The 21,201-nt window shown below is 54.0% G+C and carries 22 protein-coding genes; 13 read left to right on the top strand and 9 right to left on the bottom strand.

From position 1 onward, the window contains the following. Positions 1-11 precede the first annotated feature (11 nt). Positions 12-1,334: a murein DD-endopeptidase MepM gene (gene mepM, locus AOY24_RS05680; RefSeq protein WP_043000363.1), complete on the top strand. Its 1,323-nt coding sequence runs from the start codon at positions 12-14 to the stop codon at positions 1,332-1,334. Positions 1,335-1,456: 122 nt separating this feature from the next. Continuing rightward, a complete protein-coding gene (lpxM, locus tag AOY24_RS05675) occupies positions 1,457-2,428 on the top strand; it encodes a lauroyl-Kdo(2)-lipid IV(A) myristoyltransferase (protein ID WP_054176292.1) in 972 nt (323 codons plus the stop codon). A 44-nt stretch (positions 2,429-2,472) separates the two neighbouring features. Here lpxM and pyk read toward each other — a convergent pair whose 3' ends face one another. Further along, the gene (pyk, locus tag AOY24_RS05670; RefSeq protein ID WP_043000365.1) at positions 2,473-3,915 is read right to left on the bottom strand and encodes a pyruvate kinase; all 1,443 of its coding nucleotides are present in this window, start codon (positions 3,913-3,915) and stop codon (positions 2,473-2,475) included. A 248-nt stretch (positions 3,916-4,163) separates the two neighbouring features. Continuing rightward, complete coding sequence (locus AOY24_RS05665; RefSeq protein WP_043000366.1) at positions 4,164-5,033, bottom strand: MurR/RpiR family transcriptional regulator; 870 nt, start codon at positions 5,031-5,033, stop codon at positions 4,164-4,166. A gap of 330 nt (positions 5,034-5,363) precedes the next feature. Between AOY24_RS05665 and zwf the strand changes: the two genes are divergently transcribed. The 3 genes from zwf (at position 5,364) to kdgA (ending at position 9,561) form a co-directional block, all read left to right on the top strand. Then, complete coding sequence (zwf, locus tag AOY24_RS05660) at positions 5,364-6,839, top strand: glucose-6-phosphate dehydrogenase (protein WP_043000367.1); 1,476 nt, start codon at positions 5,364-5,366, stop codon at positions 6,837-6,839. A 233-nt stretch (positions 6,840-7,072) separates the two neighbouring features. Next, entirely contained in the window at positions 7,073-8,884 is a 1,812-nt protein-coding gene (edd, locus tag AOY24_RS05655) for a phosphogluconate dehydratase (RefSeq protein ID WP_044257635.1), read from the top strand. A 35-nt stretch (positions 8,885-8,919) separates the two neighbouring features. Next, positions 8,920-9,561, top strand: a complete 642-nt coding sequence (gene kdgA, locus AOY24_RS05650) for a bifunctional 4-hydroxy-2-oxoglutarate aldolase/2-dehydro-3-deoxy-phosphogluconate aldolase (protein ID WP_043000369.1) — start codon at positions 8,920-8,922, stop codon at positions 9,559-9,561. 105 nt (positions 9,562-9,666) lie between these two features. Here kdgA and purT read toward each other — a convergent pair whose 3' ends face one another. Beyond that, positions 9,667-10,845 carry a formate-dependent phosphoribosylglycinamide formyltransferase gene (gene purT, locus AOY24_RS05645; RefSeq protein WP_044264767.1) on the bottom strand — a complete coding sequence of 393 codons (1,179 nt, stop codon included), beginning with the start codon at positions 10,843-10,845 and terminating at the stop codon, positions 9,667-9,669. 131 nt (positions 10,846-10,976) lie between these two features. Here purT and yebG point away from each other — a divergent pair, with 131 nt between their 5' ends. The 4 genes from yebG (at position 10,977) to ptrB (ending at position 14,612) form a co-directional block, all read left to right on the top strand. After that, positions 10,977-11,267, top strand: coding sequence for a DNA damage-inducible protein YebG (yebG, locus tag AOY24_RS05640; RefSeq protein WP_043000371.1), 291 nt, complete (start codon positions 10,977-10,979; stop codon positions 11,265-11,267). Between the two features lie 73 nt (positions 11,268-11,340). Then, on the top strand, positions 11,341-11,694 hold the full coding sequence (gene yebF / locus AOY24_RS05635) for a protein YebF (RefSeq protein ID WP_043000372.1): 354 nt from the start codon (positions 11,341-11,343) through the stop codon (positions 11,692-11,694). A 94-nt stretch (positions 11,695-11,788) separates the two neighbouring features. Beyond that, complete coding sequence (locus AOY24_RS05630) at positions 11,789-12,448, top strand: tellurite resistance TerB family protein (RefSeq protein ID WP_044264765.1); 660 nt, start codon at positions 11,789-11,791, stop codon at positions 12,446-12,448. 88 nt (positions 12,449-12,536) lie between these two features. Continuing rightward, positions 12,537-14,612 (top strand): oligopeptidase B, encoded by a 2,076-nt coding sequence (gene ptrB, locus AOY24_RS05625; RefSeq protein ID WP_054176291.1) that lies wholly within the window; start codon positions 12,537-12,539, stop codon positions 14,610-14,612. Here the strand turns inward: ptrB and exoX are convergent. The 3 genes from exoX to AOY24_RS05610 form a co-directional block, all read right to left on the bottom strand. Then, positions 14,594-15,256, bottom strand: coding sequence for an exodeoxyribonuclease X (gene exoX / locus AOY24_RS05620; RefSeq protein ID WP_043000375.1), 663 nt, complete (start codon positions 15,254-15,256; stop codon positions 14,594-14,596). The genes ptrB and exoX overlap by 19 nt on opposite strands. A 23-nt stretch (positions 15,257-15,279) precedes the next feature. Then, a complete protein-coding gene (locus tag AOY24_RS05615; protein ID WP_054176290.1) occupies positions 15,280-15,942 on the bottom strand; it encodes a carbon-nitrogen hydrolase family protein in 663 nt (220 codons plus the stop codon). 108 nt (positions 15,943-16,050) lie between these two features. After that, positions 16,051-16,281 carry a DNA polymerase III subunit theta gene (locus tag AOY24_RS05610; RefSeq protein WP_042318454.1) on the bottom strand — a complete coding sequence of 77 codons (231 nt, stop codon included), beginning with the start codon at positions 16,279-16,281 and terminating at the stop codon, positions 16,051-16,053. Between the two features lie 137 nt (positions 16,282-16,418). Here AOY24_RS05610 and yobA point away from each other — a divergent pair, with 137 nt between their 5' ends. The 4 genes from yobA (at position 16,419) to pphA (ending at position 19,095) form a co-directional block, all read left to right on the top strand. Continuing rightward, entirely contained in the window at positions 16,419-16,793 is a 375-nt protein-coding gene (gene yobA / locus AOY24_RS05605) for a CopC domain-containing protein YobA (RefSeq protein ID WP_044326804.1), read from the top strand. Positions 16,794-16,795: 2 nt separating this feature from the next. Beyond that, entirely contained in the window at positions 16,796-17,668 is an 873-nt protein-coding gene (gene copD, locus AOY24_RS05600; protein WP_054176289.1) for a copper homeostasis membrane protein CopD, read from the top strand. Between the two features lie 16 nt (positions 17,669-17,684). Further along, positions 17,685-18,023 carry a YebY family protein gene (locus AOY24_RS05595; protein WP_043000379.1) on the top strand — a complete coding sequence of 113 codons (339 nt, stop codon included), beginning with the start codon at positions 17,685-17,687 and terminating at the stop codon, positions 18,021-18,023. Between the two features lie 409 nt (positions 18,024-18,432). Next, positions 18,433-19,095: a protein-serine/threonine phosphatase gene (gene pphA / locus AOY24_RS05590; RefSeq protein WP_043000390.1), complete on the top strand. Its 663-nt coding sequence runs from the start codon at positions 18,433-18,435 to the stop codon at positions 19,093-19,095. Here the strand turns inward: pphA and AOY24_RS05585 are convergent, their stop codons facing one another. The 3 genes from AOY24_RS05585 to rsmF form a co-directional block, all read right to left on the bottom strand. Further along, a complete protein-coding gene (locus AOY24_RS05585) occupies positions 19,096-19,287 on the bottom strand; it encodes a YebW family protein (protein WP_043000391.1) in 192 nt (63 codons plus the stop codon). Between the two features lie 101 nt (positions 19,288-19,388). After that, the gene (locus AOY24_RS05580; protein WP_161215572.1) at positions 19,389-19,625 is read right to left on the bottom strand and encodes a YebV family protein; all 237 of its coding nucleotides are present in this window, start codon (positions 19,623-19,625) and stop codon (positions 19,389-19,391) included. 114 nt (positions 19,626-19,739) lie between these two features. Further along, complete coding sequence (gene rsmF, locus AOY24_RS05575) at positions 19,740-21,179, bottom strand: 16S rRNA (cytosine(1407)-C(5))-methyltransferase RsmF (RefSeq protein WP_082366170.1); 1,440 nt, start codon at positions 21,177-21,179, stop codon at positions 19,740-19,742. Between the last annotated feature and the right edge of the window lie 22 nt (positions 21,180-21,201).

Genomic DNA, 21,201 nt, shown 5'->3' with positions numbered 1-21,201 from the left:
GAAGTGAATACGTGCAACAGATAGCCCGCTCTGTCGCCCTGGCATTTAATAATCTGCCCAGACCCCATCGCGTTATGCTGGGGTCGCTTACTGTTCTGACACTGGCCGTTGCTGTCTGGCGGCCTTACGTTTATCACCCGGAATCTGCCCCCATTGTTAAAACGATCGAACTGGAGAAGAGCGAAATTCGTTCACTGCTCCCGGAGGCCAGCGAGCCTATCGATCAGGCGGCACAAGAAGATGAAGCCATTCCTCAGGATGAGCTGGACGACAAAACCTCGGGAGAAGCGGGCGTTCATGAATATGTCGTTTCGACGGGCGATACCCTCAGCAGCATTCTGAATCAGTACGGCATTGATATGGGTGATATCACCCAGCTTGCCGCGTCCGATAAAGAGCTGCGTAATCTGAAGATTGGTCAACAGCTCTCCTGGACGCTGACCGCGGACGGCGATTTACAGCGTCTGACGTGGGAAATGTCGCGTCGCGAAACCCGCACCTATGACCGTACTGCGGCGAACGGCTTTAAAATGAGCGCGGAAACGCAGCAGGGCGATTGGGTAAACAGCCTGATGAAAGGCACCGTTGGCAACAGCTTTGTCGCCAGTGCGAAAGCTGCCGGGCTGACCAGCGCTGAAATTAGCGCGGTGATCAAAGCGATGCAGTGGCAGATGGACTTCCGCAAACTGAAAAAAGGCGATGAGTTCTCTGTGCTGATGTCTCGTGAAATGCTGGACGGCAAGCGTGAGCAGAGCCAGTTGTTGGGCGTGCGTTTGCGTTCAGAAGGTAAAGATTATTACGCTATCCGTGCCGAAGACGGAAAGTTCTACGACCGCAATGGTACCGGGCTGGCGAAAGGCTTCCTGCGTTTCCCGACGGCGAAACAGTTCCGCATTTCGTCTAACTTCAACCCGCGTCGAACCAACCCGGTTACCGGACGTGTCGCGCCGCACAGAGGCGTGGACTTCGCGATGCCGCAGGGGACGCCGGTGCTGTCCGTGGGTGACGGTGAAGTCGTCGTGGCGAAACGCAGCGGTGCGGCTGGCTATTATGTGGCGGTGCGTCACGGTCGTACCTATACCACGCGCTATATGCACCTGCGTAAACTGCTGGTGAAACCGGGACAAAAGGTTAAACGTGGCGATCGTATCGCACTCTCCGGTAACACCGGACGTTCTACTGGCCCGCATCTTCACTATGAAGTCTGGATTAACCAGCAGGCGGTTAACCCGCTGACGGCGAAACTGCCGCGTACCGAAGGACTGACCGGTAAAGATCGTACCGATTACCTGGCGCAGGTCAAAGAGGTTCTGCCGCAGTTACGCTTCGATTAATCACTCATGACCTCAAAGCCGGTACGCAGCGCGTGTGCCGGCTTTTTTATTTTGTGCGCGGCAGGGTGCGCCGCTACACTATCATCAGATTTACTTTTCGCGTCATCAGGCACTGGATAAGCATGGAAACAAAAAAAAATAATAGTGAGTACATCCCTGAGTTTGAGAAATCTTTTCGCCATCCGCGTTACTGGGGCGCATGGCTGGGCGTCGCGGCGATGGCGGGTATCGCCTTAACGCCTGCATCCTTTCGCGACCCGCTGCTGGCAAAACTGGGCCGTTTCGCCGGGCGTCTGGGTAAAAGCTCGCGTCGCCGGGCGTTGATTAACCTGTCATTGTGCTTTCCGGAACGTAGCGAAGCTGAGCGCGAGGCTATCGTCGATGAGATGTTTTCAACTGCGCCGCAGGCCATGGCGATGATGGCGGAACTGGCGATTCGCGGTCCGGAAAAAATTCAGTCGCACGTTGACTGGGAAGGGCTTGAGATCATCGAGGAGATGCACCGCAACAACGAAAAGGTGATCTTCCTGGTGCCGCATGGCTGGGGTGTGGATATTCCGGCAATGTTAATGGCGTCTCAGGGCCAGAAGATGGCGGCAATGTTCCATAATCAGGGAAACCCGGTATTTGATTACGTCTGGAACACGGTGCGCCGCCGCTTTGGTGGTCGCCTGCATGCGCGTAATGACGGCATCAAGCCGTTCATTCAGTCTGTTCGTCAGGGGTACTGGGGATATTATCTGCCCGATCAGGATCATGGTCCTGAACACAGTGAGTTTGTCGATTTCTTTGCCACCTATAAAGCGACGTTGCCGGCCATTGGTCGACTGATGAAAGTGTGTCGGGCGCGCGTCATTCCGCTGTTCCCGGTATACAACGGCGATACCCACCGGTTGACGATTCAGGTGCGCCCGCCCATGGACGATCTTCTGACCGCAGATGACAACACTATTGCCCGTCGAATGAATGAAGAGGTGGAAATTTTTGTTGGTCCGCATCCCGAGCAATATACCTGGATCCTGAAACTGCTGAAGACCCGCAAACCGGGCGAGATCCAGCCGTATAAGCGCAAAGATCTCTACCCCCTCAAATAAAAAAAGGCCTCTCACATGAGAGGCCTCTTTGTATCAGCCGTCGATTACTCGACGGTCAGAATACGCGTGGTATTGGTTGAGCCAATGGTGCTCATCACGTCGCCCTGCGTCACGATCACCAGATCGCCGGACACCAGGTAGCCTTTGTCACGCAGCAGATTCACCGCTTCGCTTGCTGCGACAACGCCTTCCGCCGCACTGTCGAAATGCACCGGCGTGACGCCACGGTACAGCGACGTCAGGTTCAGCGTACGCTCATGACGGGACATGGCGAAAATCGGCAGGCCGGAGCTGATGCGAGAAGTCATCAGCGCAGTACGACCGGATTCCGTCATGGTAATGATCGCGGTCACCCCTTTCAGGTGGTTTGCCGCGTACATGGCGGACATCGCAATCGCTTCTTCAACATTGTCGAACTGCACGTCCAGACGATGTTTGGAGACATTGATGCTGGGGATTTTTTCTGCACCCAGGCAGACGCGCGCCATCGCCGCGACGGTTTCCGCCGGGTACTGGCCTGCCGCCGTTTCGGCTGACAGCATGACCGCATCGGTACCATCCAGCACGGCGTTCGCGACGTCCATCACTTCCGCACGGGTTGGCATTGGGTTGGTGATCATCGACTCCATCATCTGGGTCGCGGTAATCACCGCGCGGTTCAACTTACGTGCGCGACGAATCAACGTCTTCTGGATGCCGACCAGTTCCGGATCGCCAATCTCAACGCCGAGGTCGCCACGAGCGACCATCACCACGTCAGAAGCCAGAATGATGTCATCCATCGCATTCTGGTCGCAGACCGCTTCCGCACGCTCAACTTTGGCCACAATCTTGGCATCGCAGCCCGCATCACGCGCCAGGCGGCGAGCGTAGTTCAGATCTTCGCCGCAACGCGGGAAGGAGACAGCCAGATAGTCAACGCCAATCTGAGCGGCGGTCACGATATCGGCTTTGTCTTTTTCGGTCAGGGCTTCTGCGGAGAGACCGCCGCCCAGCTTGTTGATGCCTTTGTTGTTGGAGAGCGGGCCGCCCACGGTCACTTCCGTGAACACTTTCATACCCTGAACTTCCAACACTTTTAACTGCACGCGGCCATCGTCAAGCAGCAGAATGTCGCCAGGTACCACGTCTGCCGGCAGACCTTTGTAGTCAATGCCGACTTTTTCCTTGTCGCCTTCACCTTTACCCAGGTTGGCATCCAGGAGAAATTTGTCACCGATGTTGAGGAATACTTTGCCTTCTTTAAAGGTAGAGACGCGAATTTTTGGCCCCTGGAGATCACCCAGAATGCCTACGTGGCGTCCCAATCTGGCAGCGATCTCACGAACTTTATCCGCGCGCATTTTATGATCTTCTGGCGAACCGTGAGAGAAATTCATCCGCACGACGTTAGCACCAGCAGCGATAATCTTTTCAAGATTGTTATCGCGGTCGGTAGCCGGGCCTAATGTCGTAACGATTTTGGTTCTGCGAAGCCTTCTGGACATGTAATACTCCGTTGACTGAAACAACTAGGTGTTGCGTGAAAATTGATCCGGCAGTTCTGAAAAACCTGACCCCCGTCATACTTCTGGTTGCCTGTGCGTTGGCCTCCTTGCTCACCCCAGTCACTGATTTCAGTAAGCTCCTGAAGATTCGCTGCGTTGCCGCCTTTCCACAACTCGAATTACGTAGGGTCTACATAGCATAGCGAACAAAACCGGATGACGAATTTTAGTCGTACTTATTATTGCTATTAGCGGTCATTACTCTTGATGAGCAGTTCTTTATCAAAACGCGATTCCTTGAGCGCTTCTTTGACACGCTTCAAGTTATCTCTGAATTTTGCCCCACGGCGCAAAGTAAATCCCGTAGCCAGCACATCTATCACGGTCAACTGCGCAAGTCGAGAGACCATGGGCATATAAATGTCAGTATCTTCCGGCACATCGAGCGTAATTGCCAGCGTGGCTTCACGCGCCAGCGGCGTATCAGCGGAGGTTAACGCGATCACCATGGCATCGTTTTCACGTGCAAGCTGCGCCAGTTCGACCAGACTCTTGGTGCGACCGGTATGCGAAATCAGCACGACCACGTCATCGTCACTACAATTCATACAGCTCATCCGTTGCAAAACGACGTCGTCGGAGTAGATAACCGGAACGTTGAAACGGAAAAACTTGTTCATGGCATCATGGGCGACGGCGGCGGACGACCCCAGGCCAAAGAAAGCGATTTTCTTGGCCTGCGTCAGTAAATCCACCGCGCGGTTGATCGCCGATTTGTCCAGCGACTGGCGAACGTGGTCAAGACTGGCCATCGCGGATTCGAAAATCTTGCCCGTATAGGATTCGACACTGTCATCTTCATCCACATTACGATTAACATAAGGGGTACCATTTGCCAGACTTTGTGCCAGATGCAGTTTAAAATCGGGGAAGCCCCGGGTTTCCATGCTGCGACAAAAACGGTTCACCGTCGGTTCACTGACGTTGGCTTCCTGCGCAAGCGTGGCAATACTGCAATGGATGGTCCGCTCGGGTGAGGCGATGATGACATCGGCGACTTTGCGTTCAGATTTGCTCAAATGTTCCAGTTGAGACTGGATCTTTTCCAGCATATTCATGATGTAGACTCAAGGAAATAACGATTTCAGTGATACAAGAAATCGAGAGGCAATTTTGGTAGATAGTACCCCTGCTAATCAGAGAAGGGGGCAAAATGGTCAGCAGAGTTGTTGTTTTTTTTCATAACATGATCAACATCGTGTTTTGACTCACCGTTATGCGTCGCAAACCAACGACAATTTTGACCAATTTGCGCCGTTAAGCGCCAACCGCACGGTGGGTTAAGCGTTTACGGTTTCCGGAATCACGTAAAAGCAGTACAGTGCACTGTAATAAAATTACAAGTAATGCCTGGCAAAGTACCAGGATAGCTAACTAAGGAGAATGACATGGCGGTAACGCAAACAGCCCAGGCATGTGACCTGGTCATTTTCGGCGCGAAAGGCGACCTTGCGCGTCGTAAATTGCTGCCTTCCCTGTATCAACTTGAAAAAGCCGGTCAGCTCAACCCTGAAACCCGCATTATCGGGGTAGGCCGTGCCGACTGGGATAAAGATGCCTACACGAAGGTGGTGCGCGAAGCGCTCGAAACCTTCATGAAAGAAAAGATTGATGAAGGATTGTGGGACACCCTGAGCGCTCGCCTGGATTTCTGCAATCTGGATGTGAACGATACCGCGGCGTTTACTCGTCTTGGGGCGATGCTCGATCAGAAAAACCGCACCACGATCAACTACTTCGCCATGCCGCCAAGCACGTTTGGCGCAATCTGTAAGGGACTGGGCGAAGCGAAACTGAATGCCAAACCGGCACGCGTGGTGATGGAAAAACCGTTGGGTACCTCACTGGCGACATCTCGCGAGATCAACGATCAGGTTGGCGAATATTTTGAAGAGTGCCAGGTTTACCGCATTGACCACTATCTGGGAAAAGAGACTGTTCTGAACCTGCTGGCGCTGCGTTTTGCCAACTCCCTGTTTGTGAATAACTGGGATAACCGCACGATCGATCATGTGGAAATCACCGTGGCAGAAGAGGTGGGCATTGAAGGGCGTTGGGGTTATTTCGACCAGGCCGGGCAGATGCGCGACATGATCCAGAACCACCTGCTGCAAATTCTGTGCATGATTGCGATGTCGCCGCCGTCGGATCTGAGCGCTGACGCCATTCGTGATGAAAAAGTGAAGGTGCTGAAGTCGCTGCGTCGTATCGATCGTTCAAATGTGCGTGAAAAAACCGTTCGCGGCCAGTACACCACCGGCTTTGCTCAGGGCAAAAAAGTCCCGGGCTATCTGGAAGAAGAGGGTGCGAACAAGAGCAGTAACACCGAAACGTTTGTGGCGATCCGCGTCGACATTGATAACTGGCGCTGGGCGGGCGTGCCGTTCTACCTGCGTACCGGTAAACGTCTGCCGACGAAATGTTCTGAAGTTGTGGTTTACTTCAAAACGCCTGAATTGAACCTGTTTAAAGAGTCCTGGCAGGATCTGCCGCAGAACAAGCTAACCATTCGTCTGCAGCCGGATGAAGGCGTGGATATCCAGGTTCTGAACAAAGTTCCGGGTCTTGACCACAAGCATAACCTGCAAATCACCAAGCTGGATCTGAGCTACTCCGAAACATTCAATCAAACGCATCTGGCGGATGCTTACGAGCGTCTGCTGCTGGAAACTATGCGCGGCATTCAGGCGCTGTTTGTGCGTCGTGATGAAGTCGAAGAGGCGTGGAAGTGGGTAGACTCCATTACCGAAGCGTGGGCGATGGACAACGATGCGCCGAAACCGTACCAGGCCGGGACCTGGGGGCCGGTTGCTTCGGTGGCGATGATCACCCGTGACGGTCGTTCCTGGAATGAATTCGAGTAAAAAGTGTCTGCCACTCCTGTGTTATTTTACCGGTAACATGATCTAACACAGATTGTTGAACAATTTTTGCACTTTTAAGCCTCGTGTGGATTCACCCGCGAGGCTTTTTTTATTACACTGCCTGAAACGATTTTGCCCCTGAGCTCCGGTGAACAAGCGTTTCCTGTATTTATACACGCAGTAAATGAACTTGCCAAACCTGTAGCTCTGACAGATAAATTTCAGGAGCCTCTATGAATCCGAATTTGTTACGCGTAACACAACGTATTGTTGAACGTTCCCGTGAGACCCGTTCTGCCTACCTCGCTCGTATAGAACAGGCTAAATCCTCGACCGTTCACCGCTCACAACTGGCATGCGGGAATCTGGCGCACGGATTCGCGGCTTGTCAGCCAGACGATAAAGCCTCTCTGAAAAGCATGTTGCGTAACAATATCGCGATCATCACTTCCTACAACGACATGCTCTCCGCACATCAACCCTACGAACATTATCCGGACATCATTCGCAAAGCGCTGCATCAAGCCAATGCGGTCGGGCAGGTCGCGGGCGGCGTTCCGGCAATGTGTGACGGCGTCACGCAGGGGCAGGACGGTATGGAGCTTTCGCTGCTGAGCCGCGAAGTGATTGCGATGTCCGCCGCGGTGGGACTCTCTCACAACATGTTCGACGGCGCGCTGTTCCTCGGCGTCTGTGACAAAATCGTCCCGGGTCTGGCGATGGCGGCGCTGTCATTCGGTCATCTGCCTTCCATCTTCGTGCCGTCAGGTCCAATGGCGAGCGGCCTGGCGAATAAAGAGAAAGTCCGCATTCGTCAGCTCTATGCTGAAGGTAAAGTTGATCGTATGGCGCTTCTGGAGTCTGAAGCCGCCTCCTATCATGCGCCGGGCACCTGCACGTTCTACGGTACCGCGAACACCAACCAGATGGTGGTGGAGTTCATGGGGATGCAACTGCCGGGGTCCTCGTTTGTTCACCCGGATGCTCCGCTGCGTGAAGCGCTGACGGCAGCAGCAGCGCGCCAGGTGACGCGCCTGACCGGTAACGGTAACGAATGGATGCCGATCGGCAAAATGATTGATGAAAAAGTGGTGGTGAACGGGATTGTCGCGCTGTTGGCGACCGGCGGTTCAACGAACCATACCATGCACCTGGTGGCGATGGCCCGTGCTGCGGGTATCCAGATTAACTGGGATGACTTCTCTGACCTCTCCGACATCGTGCCGCTGATGGCGCGTCTCTATCCTAACGGCCCGGCGGATATTAACCACTTCCAGGCTGCGGGCGGTGTCCCGGTCCTGATGCGTGAACTGCTGAACGCGGGTCTGCTGCATGAAGACGTCAACACCGTGGCCGGTTACGGCCTGAAGCGCTACACCCTGGAACCGTGGCTGAACAATGGCGAACTCGACTGGCGTGAAGGCGCGGCCAAATCGCTGGACAGCAATGTCATTGCTTCCTTTGACCAGCCGTTCTCTCATCATGGTGGCACTAAAGTGCTGAGTGGTAACCTCGGTCGTGCGGTTATGAAAACGTCCGCCGTACCGGCCGAGAATCAGGTGATTGAAGCGCCGGCCGTTGTTTTTGAAAGTCAGCATGATGTCCTGCCGGCCTTTGAAGCGGGTCTGCTGGACCGTGACTGCGTGGTAGTTGTGCGTCATCAGGGACCAAAAGCGAACGGAATGCCAGAATTACATAAACTCATGCCGCCACTTGGTGTATTATTGGACCGTCGTTTCAAAATTGCGTTGGTTACTGATGGTCGACTTTCCGGTGCGTCCGGTAAAGTGCCTTCAGCCATCCATGTAACCCCGGAGGCCTATGATGGCGGACTGCTGGCAAAAGTACGCGATGGCGACATTATTCGGGTGAACGGACAGACAGGTGAATTGACGCTGTTGGTTGATGAGGCGGAGCTTGCCGCTCGCCAGCCGCATATCCCGGATCTGAGCGCATCGCGCATCGGTACGGGGCGCGAAATGTTCGGCGCGCTGCGTGAACAGTTGTCCGGCGCAGAACAGGGCGCAACCTGTATTCATTTTTAAGGCATATTTTGTAATCAGGCGAGAGAAAAACTCTGATGAAAAACTGGAAAACAAGTGCAGAAGCAATCCTGACCACCGGCCCGGTTGTCCCGGTGATCGTAGTGAATAAACTGGAACACGCTGTGCCGATGGCAAAAGCGCTGGTTGCGGGTGGGGTGCGCGTACTGGAAGTGACGTTACGTACCGCCTGCGCGATGGATGCTATCCGCGCTATCGCCAAAGAGGTTCCGGAAGCCATTGTGGGTGCGGGTACGGTGCTGAATCCGCAGCAACTGGCTGAGGTTACTGCAGCCGGTGCGCAGTTCGCTATCAGCCCTGGTCTGACCGAGCCGCTGCTGAAAGCGGCAACCGAAGGCACGATCCCGTTGATTCCTGGCATCAGTACCGTTTCTGAACTGATGCTGGGTATGGACTACGGCCTGAAAGAGTTCAAATTCTTCCCGGCAGAAGCCAATGGCGGCACTAAAGCGCTGCAGGCCATTGCCGGTCCGTTCTCTCAGGTGCGTTTCTGCCCGACTGGTGGCATCTCTCCCGCTAATTACCGCGATTACCTGGCACTGAAAAGCGTGCTGTGCATCGGCGGCTCCTGGCTGGTGCCGAATGACGCGCTGGAAGCCGGTGACTACGATCGTATCACCAGACTGGCTCGCGAAGCGGTTGAAGGCGCGAAGCAGTAAGCTACCCATGTGTAAGCCGTAGGCCCGATGAGACGCGTTAGCGCCGCCATCGGGTTTTGCCGGATGGTGGCATGACTGCCTTATCCGGCCTACGGTTGCTGTTGTTTACCCTGTCACTTTCACCTGCGCGGCGGCGTTCTTCGCGCGTTCAATAGCGTCATCAACGTTGTCTGCCGTTGCCAGCGCCACACCCAGGCGACGCGATCCTTCAATTTCCGGCTTACCGAAGAAACGGACCTGCACACCGGCACCGACGGCGGCCTGAACATTGCCAAACGTCACGTCCTGACTGGTCAGTTGCGGTAAAATCACCGCAGAAGCTGCCGGACCATACTGACGAATGGCCCCCACGGGCAGTCCGAGGAAAGCGCGTACATGCAGGGCAAACTCCGACAGATCCTGAGAGATCAGCGTCACCATGCCGGTATCATGCGGGCGAGGGGAGACCTCGCTGAAGATGACCTCATCCCCGCAAACAAACAGCTCCACGCCAAACAGACCGTGACCACCCAGGGCTAATACCACTTTACGGGCAATGTCCTGAGCGCGTTCCAGCGCCAGTGCGCTCATCTGTTGCGGCTGCCAGGATTCACGATAATCGCCATCTTCCTGGCGATGACCCACCGGTGCACAGAAATGGACGCCATCGACCGCGCTGACGGTGAGCAGGGTGATTTCAAAATCAAACTTCACAACCCCTTCGACGATGACCCGACCGGCACCCGCGCGACCGCCCTGTTGGGCATAGTCCCAGGCTTGTGACAGCTGCGCTTCGGAACGAATAAAACTCTGCCCCTTGCCGGATGAACTCATCACCGGTTTGACAATGCAGGGATAACCAATTTCAGCCACGGCGTCGCGGAAGGTGGCTTCACTGTCGGCAAAACGGAAGGTTGATGTGGGCAGTGCCAGTTCTTCTGCCGCCAGGCGGCGAATACCTTCACGATTCATCGTGAGTTTTGTCGCGCGCGCGCAGGGCACGACGTTCAACCCTTCCTGTTCCAGCGCCACCAGCATATCCGTGGCAATGGCTTCAATCTCTGGTACGATATAGTGCGGTTTTTCCAGCTCCACTACGCGACGAAGCGCGTCGCCATCCAGCATATTAATGACGTGAGAACGATGTGCGACATGCATGGCCGGTGCGTCGGCATACCGGTCCACCGCGATCACTTCCACGCCGAGACGCTGGCACTCGATGGCCACTTCTTTACCCAGTTCACCAGAACCCAATAACATCACCCGAGTTGCTGCCGGACGCAGCGCTGTGCCTAATATCGTCATGAAAATATCCCCCAACAAATTTGGCCGCAGTATATACGAAAACGTTTGCGTATGTCTTTATTGCCAGGTTGATTTCAGCGGTGAAATAGAATATACTGTACATAAATACAGTAATATTGAGAGGCTGCAACATGGCGGTTGAAGTTAAATACGTAGTCATTCGGGAAGGTGAGGAAAAAATGTCATTTACCAGCAAAAAGGAAGCCGATGCGTATGACAAGATGCTGGATACGGCGGATCTACTCGACACCTGGCTTGAACAGTCCCCGCTAACGCTGGAAGACGAACAGCGTGAGGCGCTGTCGCTGTGGCTGGCCGAACAAAAAGAGGTGCTGAGCACCATCCTCAAAACCGGCAAGTTGCCTTCTCCGCAGGTGGTTGATAATGACGCCGCTGCCGGGGACGATACGCAGGCGGCCTGAATCTGACTTGCGCTCCTGACGTTTTGTACCATGCTTTTCCCTGTATCACTGTGCTATGGAGAAAGGGAAAAGTATGAAAAGAACGGGTGTGTTAGCCTGCTTGCTGTTGTTATGCACCAGCGTATCGGTGTCTGCGGCAGGCACGGACAGTAAGACGGTTAAGTTCCTTAACTGTGAAGGTCTGGATACCGAGGGTATTGCGGCGAGCGTTAAGCGCGATTATCAGCAGAATCGCATTGCGCGTTGGGCCGACGATCAAAAACATGTGGGTCAGGCCGACCCGGTGGCATGGGTTAATCCAAAAGAGATCACCGGTGGAGAGGGTAAGTGGGTAGTACCGCTGACCGTGCGTGGGAAAAGTGCGGATATTCATTATCTGGTGAAGGTCGACTGCAAGGCCGGCACGGCGGAATATCGTTCGCAATAGCACGAACATTTGCGCATCTTTAGCGCTGACAGACATTTCCTGACATCCCCTCGGGTACGCTTTGACAATTCATTGTCAGCACTTGAGGGGCAAAATGGCTAACTGGCTTAATCAATTACACTCTCTTCTCGGGCAAAACGGATCGTCCTCCTCTTCTTCAGGTGAACAGGGATTAAGTAAGCTGCTGGTACCCGGCGCGTTGGGTGGTCTGGCGGGGTTACTGATCGCTAACAAATCCTCACGCAAACTGCTCAGCAAATATGGCACCAGCGCGCTGCTGGTCGGCGGCGGTGCGGTGGCGGGGACGGTCTTGTGGAACAAGTACAAGGATAAAATCCGTGCGGCGCATCAGGGTGAACCACAGTTCGGCGCGCAAAGTACGCCGCTGGATGTGCGCACCGAACGGCTGATCCTGGCGCTGGTCTTCGCCGCGAAAAGTGATGGCCATATTGATGCCAACGAGCGGGCGGCAATCGAACAGCAACTGCGTGAAGCAGGTGTAGAAGAGCAGGGGCGCGTTTTCATTGAACAGGCGATTGAGCAGCCGCTCGATCCTCAGCGCCTTGCGCAGGGGATCCGCAACGAAGAAGAGGCGCTGGAGATCTATTTCCTCAGCTGTGCGGCGATTGATATCGACCACTTTATGGAGCGCAGCTACCTGAACGCGCTGGGTGATGCGCTGAAGATCCCACAGGATGTCCGTGATGGCATTGAGCAGGATTTGAAACAGCAAAAACAGGCATTACCTGGCTAACGAAATACCGCGCGCAGCATGTTTCGCTTGCATCATTCGTGACTTTTGCCACCCTTAGAGGATGTATAAAGACGAAAGAAACAGACACATGCTGCCAAAAGCAAATCGTATCCCTTACGCCATGACGGTCCATGGCGACACGCGCATTGATAACTACTACTGGCTGCGGGACGACACGCGCTCGCAGCCCGAGGTGCTTGACTACCTGCAACAGGAAAACCGCTACGGACATCAGGTTATGTCTACGCAGCAAGCCTTGCAGGATCGCGTGCTAAAAGAAATTATCGATCGCATTCCTCCCCGCGACACCTCTGCGCCATACGTGAAGAACGGTTATCGCTATCGCCATCTCTATGAACCCGGGTGTGAGTACGCCATTTATCAACGCCAGTCTGCACTGAGTGAGGAATGGGATGACTGGGAAACGCTGCTTGATGGCAACAAACGGGCGGCACACAGTGAGTTCTACACTCTGGGACGACTGGCGATAACGCCGGATAACACCATTATGGCGCTGGCGGAAGATTATCTTTCGCGCCGCCAGTACGGGATCCGTTTTCGCAATCTGGAAAACGGTAACTGGTATCCGGAGATGCTGGATAATGTGGCTCCCGAATTTGTCTGGGCAAATGATTCCCTGACCTTTTACTACGTCCGTAAACATGCCACGACGCTCTTACCTTACCAGGTCTGGCGTCATACCGTCGGCACGCCCTCAGCCGATGACGAGCTGATTTACGAAGAAAAAGACGACACTTTCTACGTCAGCCTGCACAAAACGACGTCGCAACATTACCTCGTCATTCATCTGGCGAGCGCGACGACCAGCGAGGTTTTACTGCTGGATGCTGAACTGGCTGATGCTGAACCTTTCATCTTCCTGCCGCGCCGCAAGGATCACGAATACAGCCTCGATCACTATCAACATAAGTTTTATCTGCGTTCGAACCGCGAGGGTAAAAATTTTGGTCTTTATCGCACCCGTGTGCGCGATGAGAAACAGTGGGAAACGCTGATCCCGGCCCGTGAAGCGATCATGCTGGAAGGGTTTACGCTTTTTACCGACTGGCTGGTAGTGGAAGAGCGCCAGCGTGGCTTAACCAGCCTGCGGCAGATCAATCGTAAAACTCGCGAGGTGGTGGGGATTGCCTTCGACGATCCGGCTTATGTCACCTGGCTTGCGTACAATCCGGAACCGGAAACCTCACGCCTGCGCTATGGCTACTCCTCGATGACCACGCCGGACACGCTGTTTGAACTGGACATGGATACGGGTGAACGACGGGTAATTAAACAGACAGAGGTACCGGGATTTGACGCCGCCAACTATCGCAGTGAACACCTGTGGATCACCGCCCGTGATGGTGTCGAGGTTCCGGTATCACTGGTCTATCATCAGAAATACTTCCGTAAGGGGCAAAATCCGTTACTGGTTTACGGCTACGGTTCCTACGGCGCCAGCATGGATGCCGATTTCAGCAGCAGCCGGTTAAGTCTGCTGGATCGTGGATTTGTCTATGCCATCGTTCACGTGCGAGGCGGAAGCGAACTGGGGCAGCAGTGGTATGAAGACGGTAAATTCCTGAAAAAGCGCAATACCTTCAACGACTATCTTGATGCCTGCGATGCGTTGATTGCCCAGGGCTACGGCTCGCCCTCTCTCTGTTATGGCATGGGCGGTAGCGCGGGAGGAATGCTAATGGGCGTGGCGATCAACGAGCGTCCCGAACGCTTTCATGGTGTGGTTGCCCAGGTGCCGTTTGTGGATGTGGTGACGACGATGCTGGATGAGTCGATACCCCTGACGACCGGTGAGTTTGAGGAGTGGGGGAATCCGAAAGATCCGCAGTATTACGCTTACATGAAAAGCTACAGTCCGTACGATAACGTCAAGGCGCAGGCTTACCCGCATCTGTTGGTCACCACCGGACTGCATGATTCGCAGGTCCAGTACTGGGAACCGGCAAAATGGGTGGCGAAACTGCGCGAGCTGAAAACTGATGACCATCTGCTGTTGCTGTGCACCGATATGGATTCCGGACACGGCGGTAAGTCAGGTCGTTATAAATCCTGGGAAGGCGTGGCGCTGGAATTTGCATTCCTGATTGGTCTAGCACAAGGAACATTGCCCGGTAACGGCGCTGTTCAGGCGTTATCCAGATAGTGTTTGAGGGTTAAACGCAGCTCCGGGCTCATGCTGTCGAGGTTATTAAACAACCAGCGCAAATAGCCCGGATCGCGCTCTGCGACATCGGAAACGGCTTTGCCGCGATACTTACCAAAGGTGAAGGTGGTCAGTAACCCCGGCCGCCCGGTGATATCGACCATCTGCTCCGCCGTCCAGCCGGAAGTATTCATAATATCGATGAGCAGCGCGGCGGTAATATAGCAGTCATAGAGTGCGCGGTGGTGATGCAGACCCGCAGGCGTTTGCACGTTCAGTTTACGTGACTTATAGAGCGCCATATTACTGTACTTAATCCCTGGCCAGAGGCGGCGGGAAAGTTTCATGGTGCAGATCCACTCGCCTGGCATGTCTGGCAGCACACGACGGTCAAAGCTGGCGTTGTGCGCCACATACCATTCGCTGCCGTAATAGTGGGGGATAACCTCTTCAATCCACGGCTTATCTGCCACCATCGCTTCGGTAATGCGATGAATGGCCATCGCCTGTGGCGAGATTGGCCGGTCAGGGCGCACCAGGTGGCTCATAGGATTCACGATCTTACCGTCAACCACGTCAACAGAGGCGATCTCTACAATCCCGCCCTGCAGGCCACAGGTCTCAGTATCGATGATGCGCAGCATGTAAAACTCCTGACCGAAAACGATTAGCGTAATGGAATGATATCACCTTGCCAACCCTGCGTTGTGCGCTGCCCCGTTAATAACAGCGAACCACGGTCGGCGCGGACAATTAATTGCCCGCTTTCATCCCATAATGCGCTACTTCCTCGCGCATTGGCCATCAGTACGGCAATCGAGAATTGATGCGAGAAACGTTGTAACTGCGACGTGGAGGTCAGCAATTCCGGCTCACTGACGCTTTGGCTGGTAGTAAACAGAGAAAACGCCGGATCCATATCGACACCTTCCGGTTGCTCATCCACCACGCTGATGGCTTTCAGGCCCTTACCAAGACACGCACCGTGGCTTTGAGGAAACAGACGCAGTGAGGTTATCCATGGTGCGAAGACGGCAATCCCTTTGACAAAACGGTTGTTATGTTCGACCGGAAGACCGGCAATGATCGTCATGCGGTGCGCGTGGGCGGCCTGAGAGAGCGGTTGTAGCAGACTGATATCGATATCCGGCGGCGCAGGCAGGCACTGCGATTCGTCCATGCAACCGAGTAAGGAGAGGGCGGGAAACACCAACAGTTCGCACTGTTGCCGGGCTGCTGCGTCGATGAAATTCAGGTGATGAGTGATATGTTCACGAACAGATGTTTTTAGCGGTTCATACTGTGCAGCAGCGATTTTCCAGCGTGACATAATGACTTCCTTTTCATAGTGTCTACAATCATCCTTAAATCATAGAATAAGAATGCACTTATACTGTAGCAGGCAATATGTAAGGATATGTAACTTCACGCCGAAAAATTATTTAGGTTTCGGCTCATACGGTAAACGGGACAACGAAACGGACGCCAGACGATGGGCGATCAGACGCTCGCGAAACCAGTCGCGCAGATGTGCAGGTTGCTCACGTTCTACCACTTCAGCGACAACGGGCATGTTGTAGCGCTCTTTAAACGCGACGCCGGCAGCGGCCAGATCTACGTTTACTTTGTCCATTTCAGCTTGTTCAAGCTGAGCCAGATTTTTGTGCATGGGCTTCTCCTTCGATCTTGCGCGCAGAAGTTACTAAGAGTCGACCACAATGGCAAGCCGCAATTGATGATTGTCGACGTGAACATTATAGAAGGTTATCCTCTCAGGATAAGTCATTACAAAAGGGAATAGTTGATATGGTCTCTCCTGCACGTACTTTCCGCTATACGCTCCTTTTTCTGGCAGCCGCTCTGGCAACCCCCACCGTGTGGGCGCATGCGCATCTGACACATCAGTATCCCGCGGCGGATGCCGAGGTAACCGCCGCGCCGCAGGCGCTGACGCTTAATTTCTCTGAAGGTATTGAGCCCGGATTCAGCGGGGCGACAATTACCGGTCCAAAACAAGAGGGAATCAGAACCCGTCCCGCAAAGCGTAACGAACAGGATAAAAAACAGCTCATCGTCCCGCTTGATGAAACGCTGAAGCCGGGTCAATACACGGTGAACTGGCACGTGGTGTCTGTCGATGGGCACAAAACCAAAGGGCAGTACACCTTTAGTGTGAAATAAACATGCTGACGCTGACGTGGGTTGTTCTCCGCTTCATCCATTTTACCGCCCTGATGCTGGTGTTTGGCTCTGCGCTCTACGGCGCATGGCTTGCGCCGGCATCGATCCGCCGTCTGATGAGCAGACGCTTCCTGCGCCTGCAACAACATGCTGCGTTATGGGGTTTTGTGAGTGCATTACTGATGCTGGCAGTCCAGGGTGGGCTTATGGGCTCTGGCTGGCCGGATGTTATCTCTGTGTCTGTCTGGGGCGCGGTATTGCAAACTCAGTTTGGCGGTGTGTGGCTCTGGCAAATCGTTCTGGCGCTGGTTACGTTGGTTGTCGCGTTGATTGTGCCGCGTGATTTAGCGCGACTATTACTGCTCTTAACTCTCGCACAGTTTGCCCTGCTGACGGGGGTTGGGCATGCCACACTGCACTCGGGGGTTATTGGTGCGCTCCAGCAGACAAACCATGCAATGCATCTGATTTGCGCTGCAACCTGGTTTGGAGGACTGCTACCGGTGATTTATTGCATGCACATGGCAAAAGGACGCTGGCAGCAACAGGCGGTTTACACCATGATGCGTTTTTCTCGCTATGGGCATCTTGCCGTGGCGGGAGTATTACTCACTGGTATCGCCAATGTGCTGTTTATTCAGGGTTTTTCCCTGCCATGGCAGACCGCCTGGGGGCAACTGCTTTTGCTAAAATGTGCACTTGTCCTGCTAATGGTGGCAATCGCACTGGCGAATCGGTATCTTCTCGTACCACGAATGCGGCAGGATAGTCGACGCATCAATCGGTGTTTTATTTGGATGACGAAGATCGAATGGGGAGTTGGCGCCGTCGTGCTGGCAATCGTCAGTGTGTTTGCGACGCTGGAACCGTTCTGAAGGACAGGCAAAATTCATGAAAAAAGTGATTCTCTCTTTGCTGCTTCTGACTAGCTCAGGGGTTGCGCTGGCGGCACCGCAGGTCATCACCGTAAGCCGTTTTGAAATCGGTAAAGATAAATGGGCGTTCAATCGTGAAGAGGTGATGCTGACCTGTCGGCCAGGAAACGCGCTGTATGTGATTAACCCCAGCACGCTTGTTCAGTATCCGTTAAACGATGTTGCACAAGAGCAGGTGGCGAGCGGTAAAACAAATGCGCAGCCCCTGTCGGTGATTCAGATTGACGATCCGGCAAAACCGGGTGAAAAAATGAGTCTGGCACCGTTTATCGAACGAGCGGAAAAGCTCTGTTAGTTACCAAAAGTATCTTTCTGATTTCCAATAAAAAACCGCAAGTCTTTTGTAAAGCGTCTTGCGGTTTTTACATTTCAGCCAGTGATCAGCGCCGTTTTTTTCCAGCCGTGCAAGCCGCAGACTGGAAAACCTGGCGTCGTCATCTATTCTTAAAAGGCAAGGCGACTTAGCCTGCATTAATGCCAACTTTTAGCGCACGGCTCTCTCCCAAGAGCCATTTCCCTGGACCGAATACAGGAATCGTATTCGGTCTCTTTTTATCTGCAGAACGTGTACTTTTCCTGAGCCTAATGGCGTTTCGCACTTATCATTCTGAGTAAACCATACCCACACCCGGGCATAAACGTCCAGCGTTTTTTGCTGCTATTGTTAAATTTGTGTTAGGGCGTGACTGAGGACAAAAACTCTCATGAAACAGCCTGAAAAAAGCTACCAAATGATCGAAGGGGCACAGTGGCGACACATCTGGGTGGTCGGGGATATCCACGGCTGTTTTGCGCTGCTGATGGCAAAGCTGCGGGCCTGTCGCTTTGATCCCTGGCAAGATTTACTGGTCTCTGTGGGCGATCTCATCGATCGCGGTCCTGACAGTCTGCGCTGCTTGCAGTTGCTGCATAAGCGCTGGATGGTGGCAGTCAGAGGGAACCATGAGCAGATGGCGATAGATGCATTGCGCACGTCACAGTGGTCGTTGTGGACGATGAATGGTGGCGGCTGGTTTACGGCGTTGCCTGAGCAGAAACGGCATCATGCAACGCTGGCACTGGAATACTGCCAGCATCTGCCGTGGATCCTGGAATTGCATTGCCGCGAGGCGACCCATGTGGTCGCCCACGCCGATTACCCGGAAGATATTTATCAGTGGCAAAAGCCGGTTAACCTTACGGAGGTGTTGTGGCGACGCGCGCGACTGAGTGCGCATCTGGCAGGAGAAGGGACAGCTATCGCCGGCGCTGACCATTTCTGGTTTGGCCATACGCCGTTGCGTCAACGTGTAGACAGCGACAATCTGCACTACATCGATACGGGAGCGGTATTCGGCGGCGAGTTAACGCTGGTACAACTACAGTGATTAAAAGTCGCTGTATTGCTGGGCGGGCGCCCAGAATCCATCGATAAAATCCTCAACCGGAAAGCAGCCGCCCTGACGAATCCGTTGATCGTCCATATAATACAGGCACTGCCGCTCTGTATCGTAAACATCCACTACGATATCTTCGCAACCACCATCCAGATAACAGACAAACAGAACCAGTGCGAACATCCTATCCTCATTTTGTACAGCCATAACAAAAGTGTAGGAGGAATTAACGCAAGCGGGAAGGGGGAAATAAATAACCCGCCGGCAGACGGGTTCTTTTTGAATCAGGCAAGACGCATGATCCAGGCATCAGACTTACGATCGTAGTGTTTACGGAAAAGAACCGAATGTTCGCCATTCAGTAGGGCCGGAACGCTGGTTTCGTCGTCCCAGGCATCCAGTTGCATGCATAAATCCGGATCAGATTTACACGGAATGGTTAACGTTCGGTCTCCCGGCGACTCGCCGTGTAACTCGGCATCGTCAATTTCAAAGGCGCCAATGCGCACACTGGTTTTCATCATCGTGCTCTCCGTTAATTCGCTGATTGTGGTACGACCAGTTAGGCCGTCCATTTTTCAGCGTAGTCAACGCAGGCAAAAGCGCCAGTCAAAAAATGCGCAAATTTTCTGATTTCAGACGTTACCGGTAAACAATTTGCCATCACGAACCAGTTCACGCGGGTAACTGTTTTTCAGGCGCGAGCCGATCCGTTTGGCAAGGCCAATCGGCTGATGCTGGAAGGTCACCAGCACATCGTCAGTGGTGGGGACGGTCTGCGGGTAGACATCGCGACCGCGATACCACTCTTCGGCTTCCGGCTGAGACAGTTCAAACGCACAGCGATGATTGACATCAGCCAGCGCGATGACCGCTTCGTGCTGCCAGCGATAACCTTTATTATGCGTTTCAGCCAGCCTAATGCCGAGCCGGGAGAAACGGACTTTGCCGATCAGCGGTTCTATCTCCGCCGGGAAAAGCCAGACCTCTTTATCACGCTGCCAGAGGCGCAGGTTTTCGCCCCAGTGCAGACTGAGGGCATTAGCTGCCTGGGTCAGATTCGCGGCTTCGCGACCTTTGACGGGGGTGAAGGGGAAGTTGCCCACTTTGTACTTCGGTGCTGGCAGTGCGGGAATGGAGGCCGTTTTACGCAGGCGGGCGACGAAGAATCCTTCGCAGTCATAAATCTGCGGGAACACATGCAGGAAACCTTCTGCCGTCAGCGCCTGATTCGCCTCAGGAAAAAGATCGCCCAACGGTAAAAATTCCACCGCCTCCGGCCAGGTCTCTTTCAGCCAGGCCAGCACCGACTCGTTTTCTTCACGATTCAACGTACAGGTTGAATAGACCAGCGTACCGCCAGGGCGCAGGGCGTGAAACGCACTTTCGATCAGTTCGCGCTGGGTTGCGGCAATCTCAAGATTGCTCTCAACGGACCAGTTTTTTAGCGCATCCGGATCCTTACGCACGACACCTTCACCCGAGCAAGGTGCATCAAGCAAAATCGCATCGAACATTTCCGGCAGCGCTGCACCAAATACGCGGCCGTCAAAATGGGTCAGTGCCACGTTACTGATCCCACAGCGACTGATATTGGCATGCAGCACTTTCACCCGACTGGCTGAGTATTCGTTCGCGAGGATCGCGCCCTGATTACCCATGCGCGCAGCGATTTGCGTGGTTTTTGAGCCAGGCGCGGCAGCAACGTCCATCACGCGTTTGGGGGAATTATCGTCGGCAAACAGGGCGGCAACCGGCAACATGGAACTGGCTTCCTGAATATAAAACAGACCGCTCAGATGCTCGGCGGTACTGCCGAGCGGCAGCGCATCTTCATCCTCACGCTCAATCCAGAAACCTTCTTCGCACCAGGGAACGGGCGTCAACGACCAGCCATACGGGGCGGTTAAGGTGAGAAAATCGGCCACTGAAATCTTAAGCGTATTCACGCGGATGCTGCGGCGTAACGGACGCTGGCAAGCGGCGAGAAAATCGTCAAAAGAGAGATGCGCAGGCATTGCCTCGCGCATTTGCGTTAAAAAGGCGTCAGGAAAATAAACAGCGTGTTGAGTCACGGGGGAGTACCACCGGCAGAAA

It is taken from the genome of Citrobacter sp. CtB7.12 (assembly GCF_001297795.1).
Classification (GTDB): domain Bacteria; phylum Pseudomonadota; class Gammaproteobacteria; order Enterobacterales; family Enterobacteriaceae; genus Citrobacter_A; species Citrobacter_A amalonaticus.
Note: the sequence above shows the minus strand (reverse complement) of the source record. Positions and strands in the feature narration are given on the sequence as shown.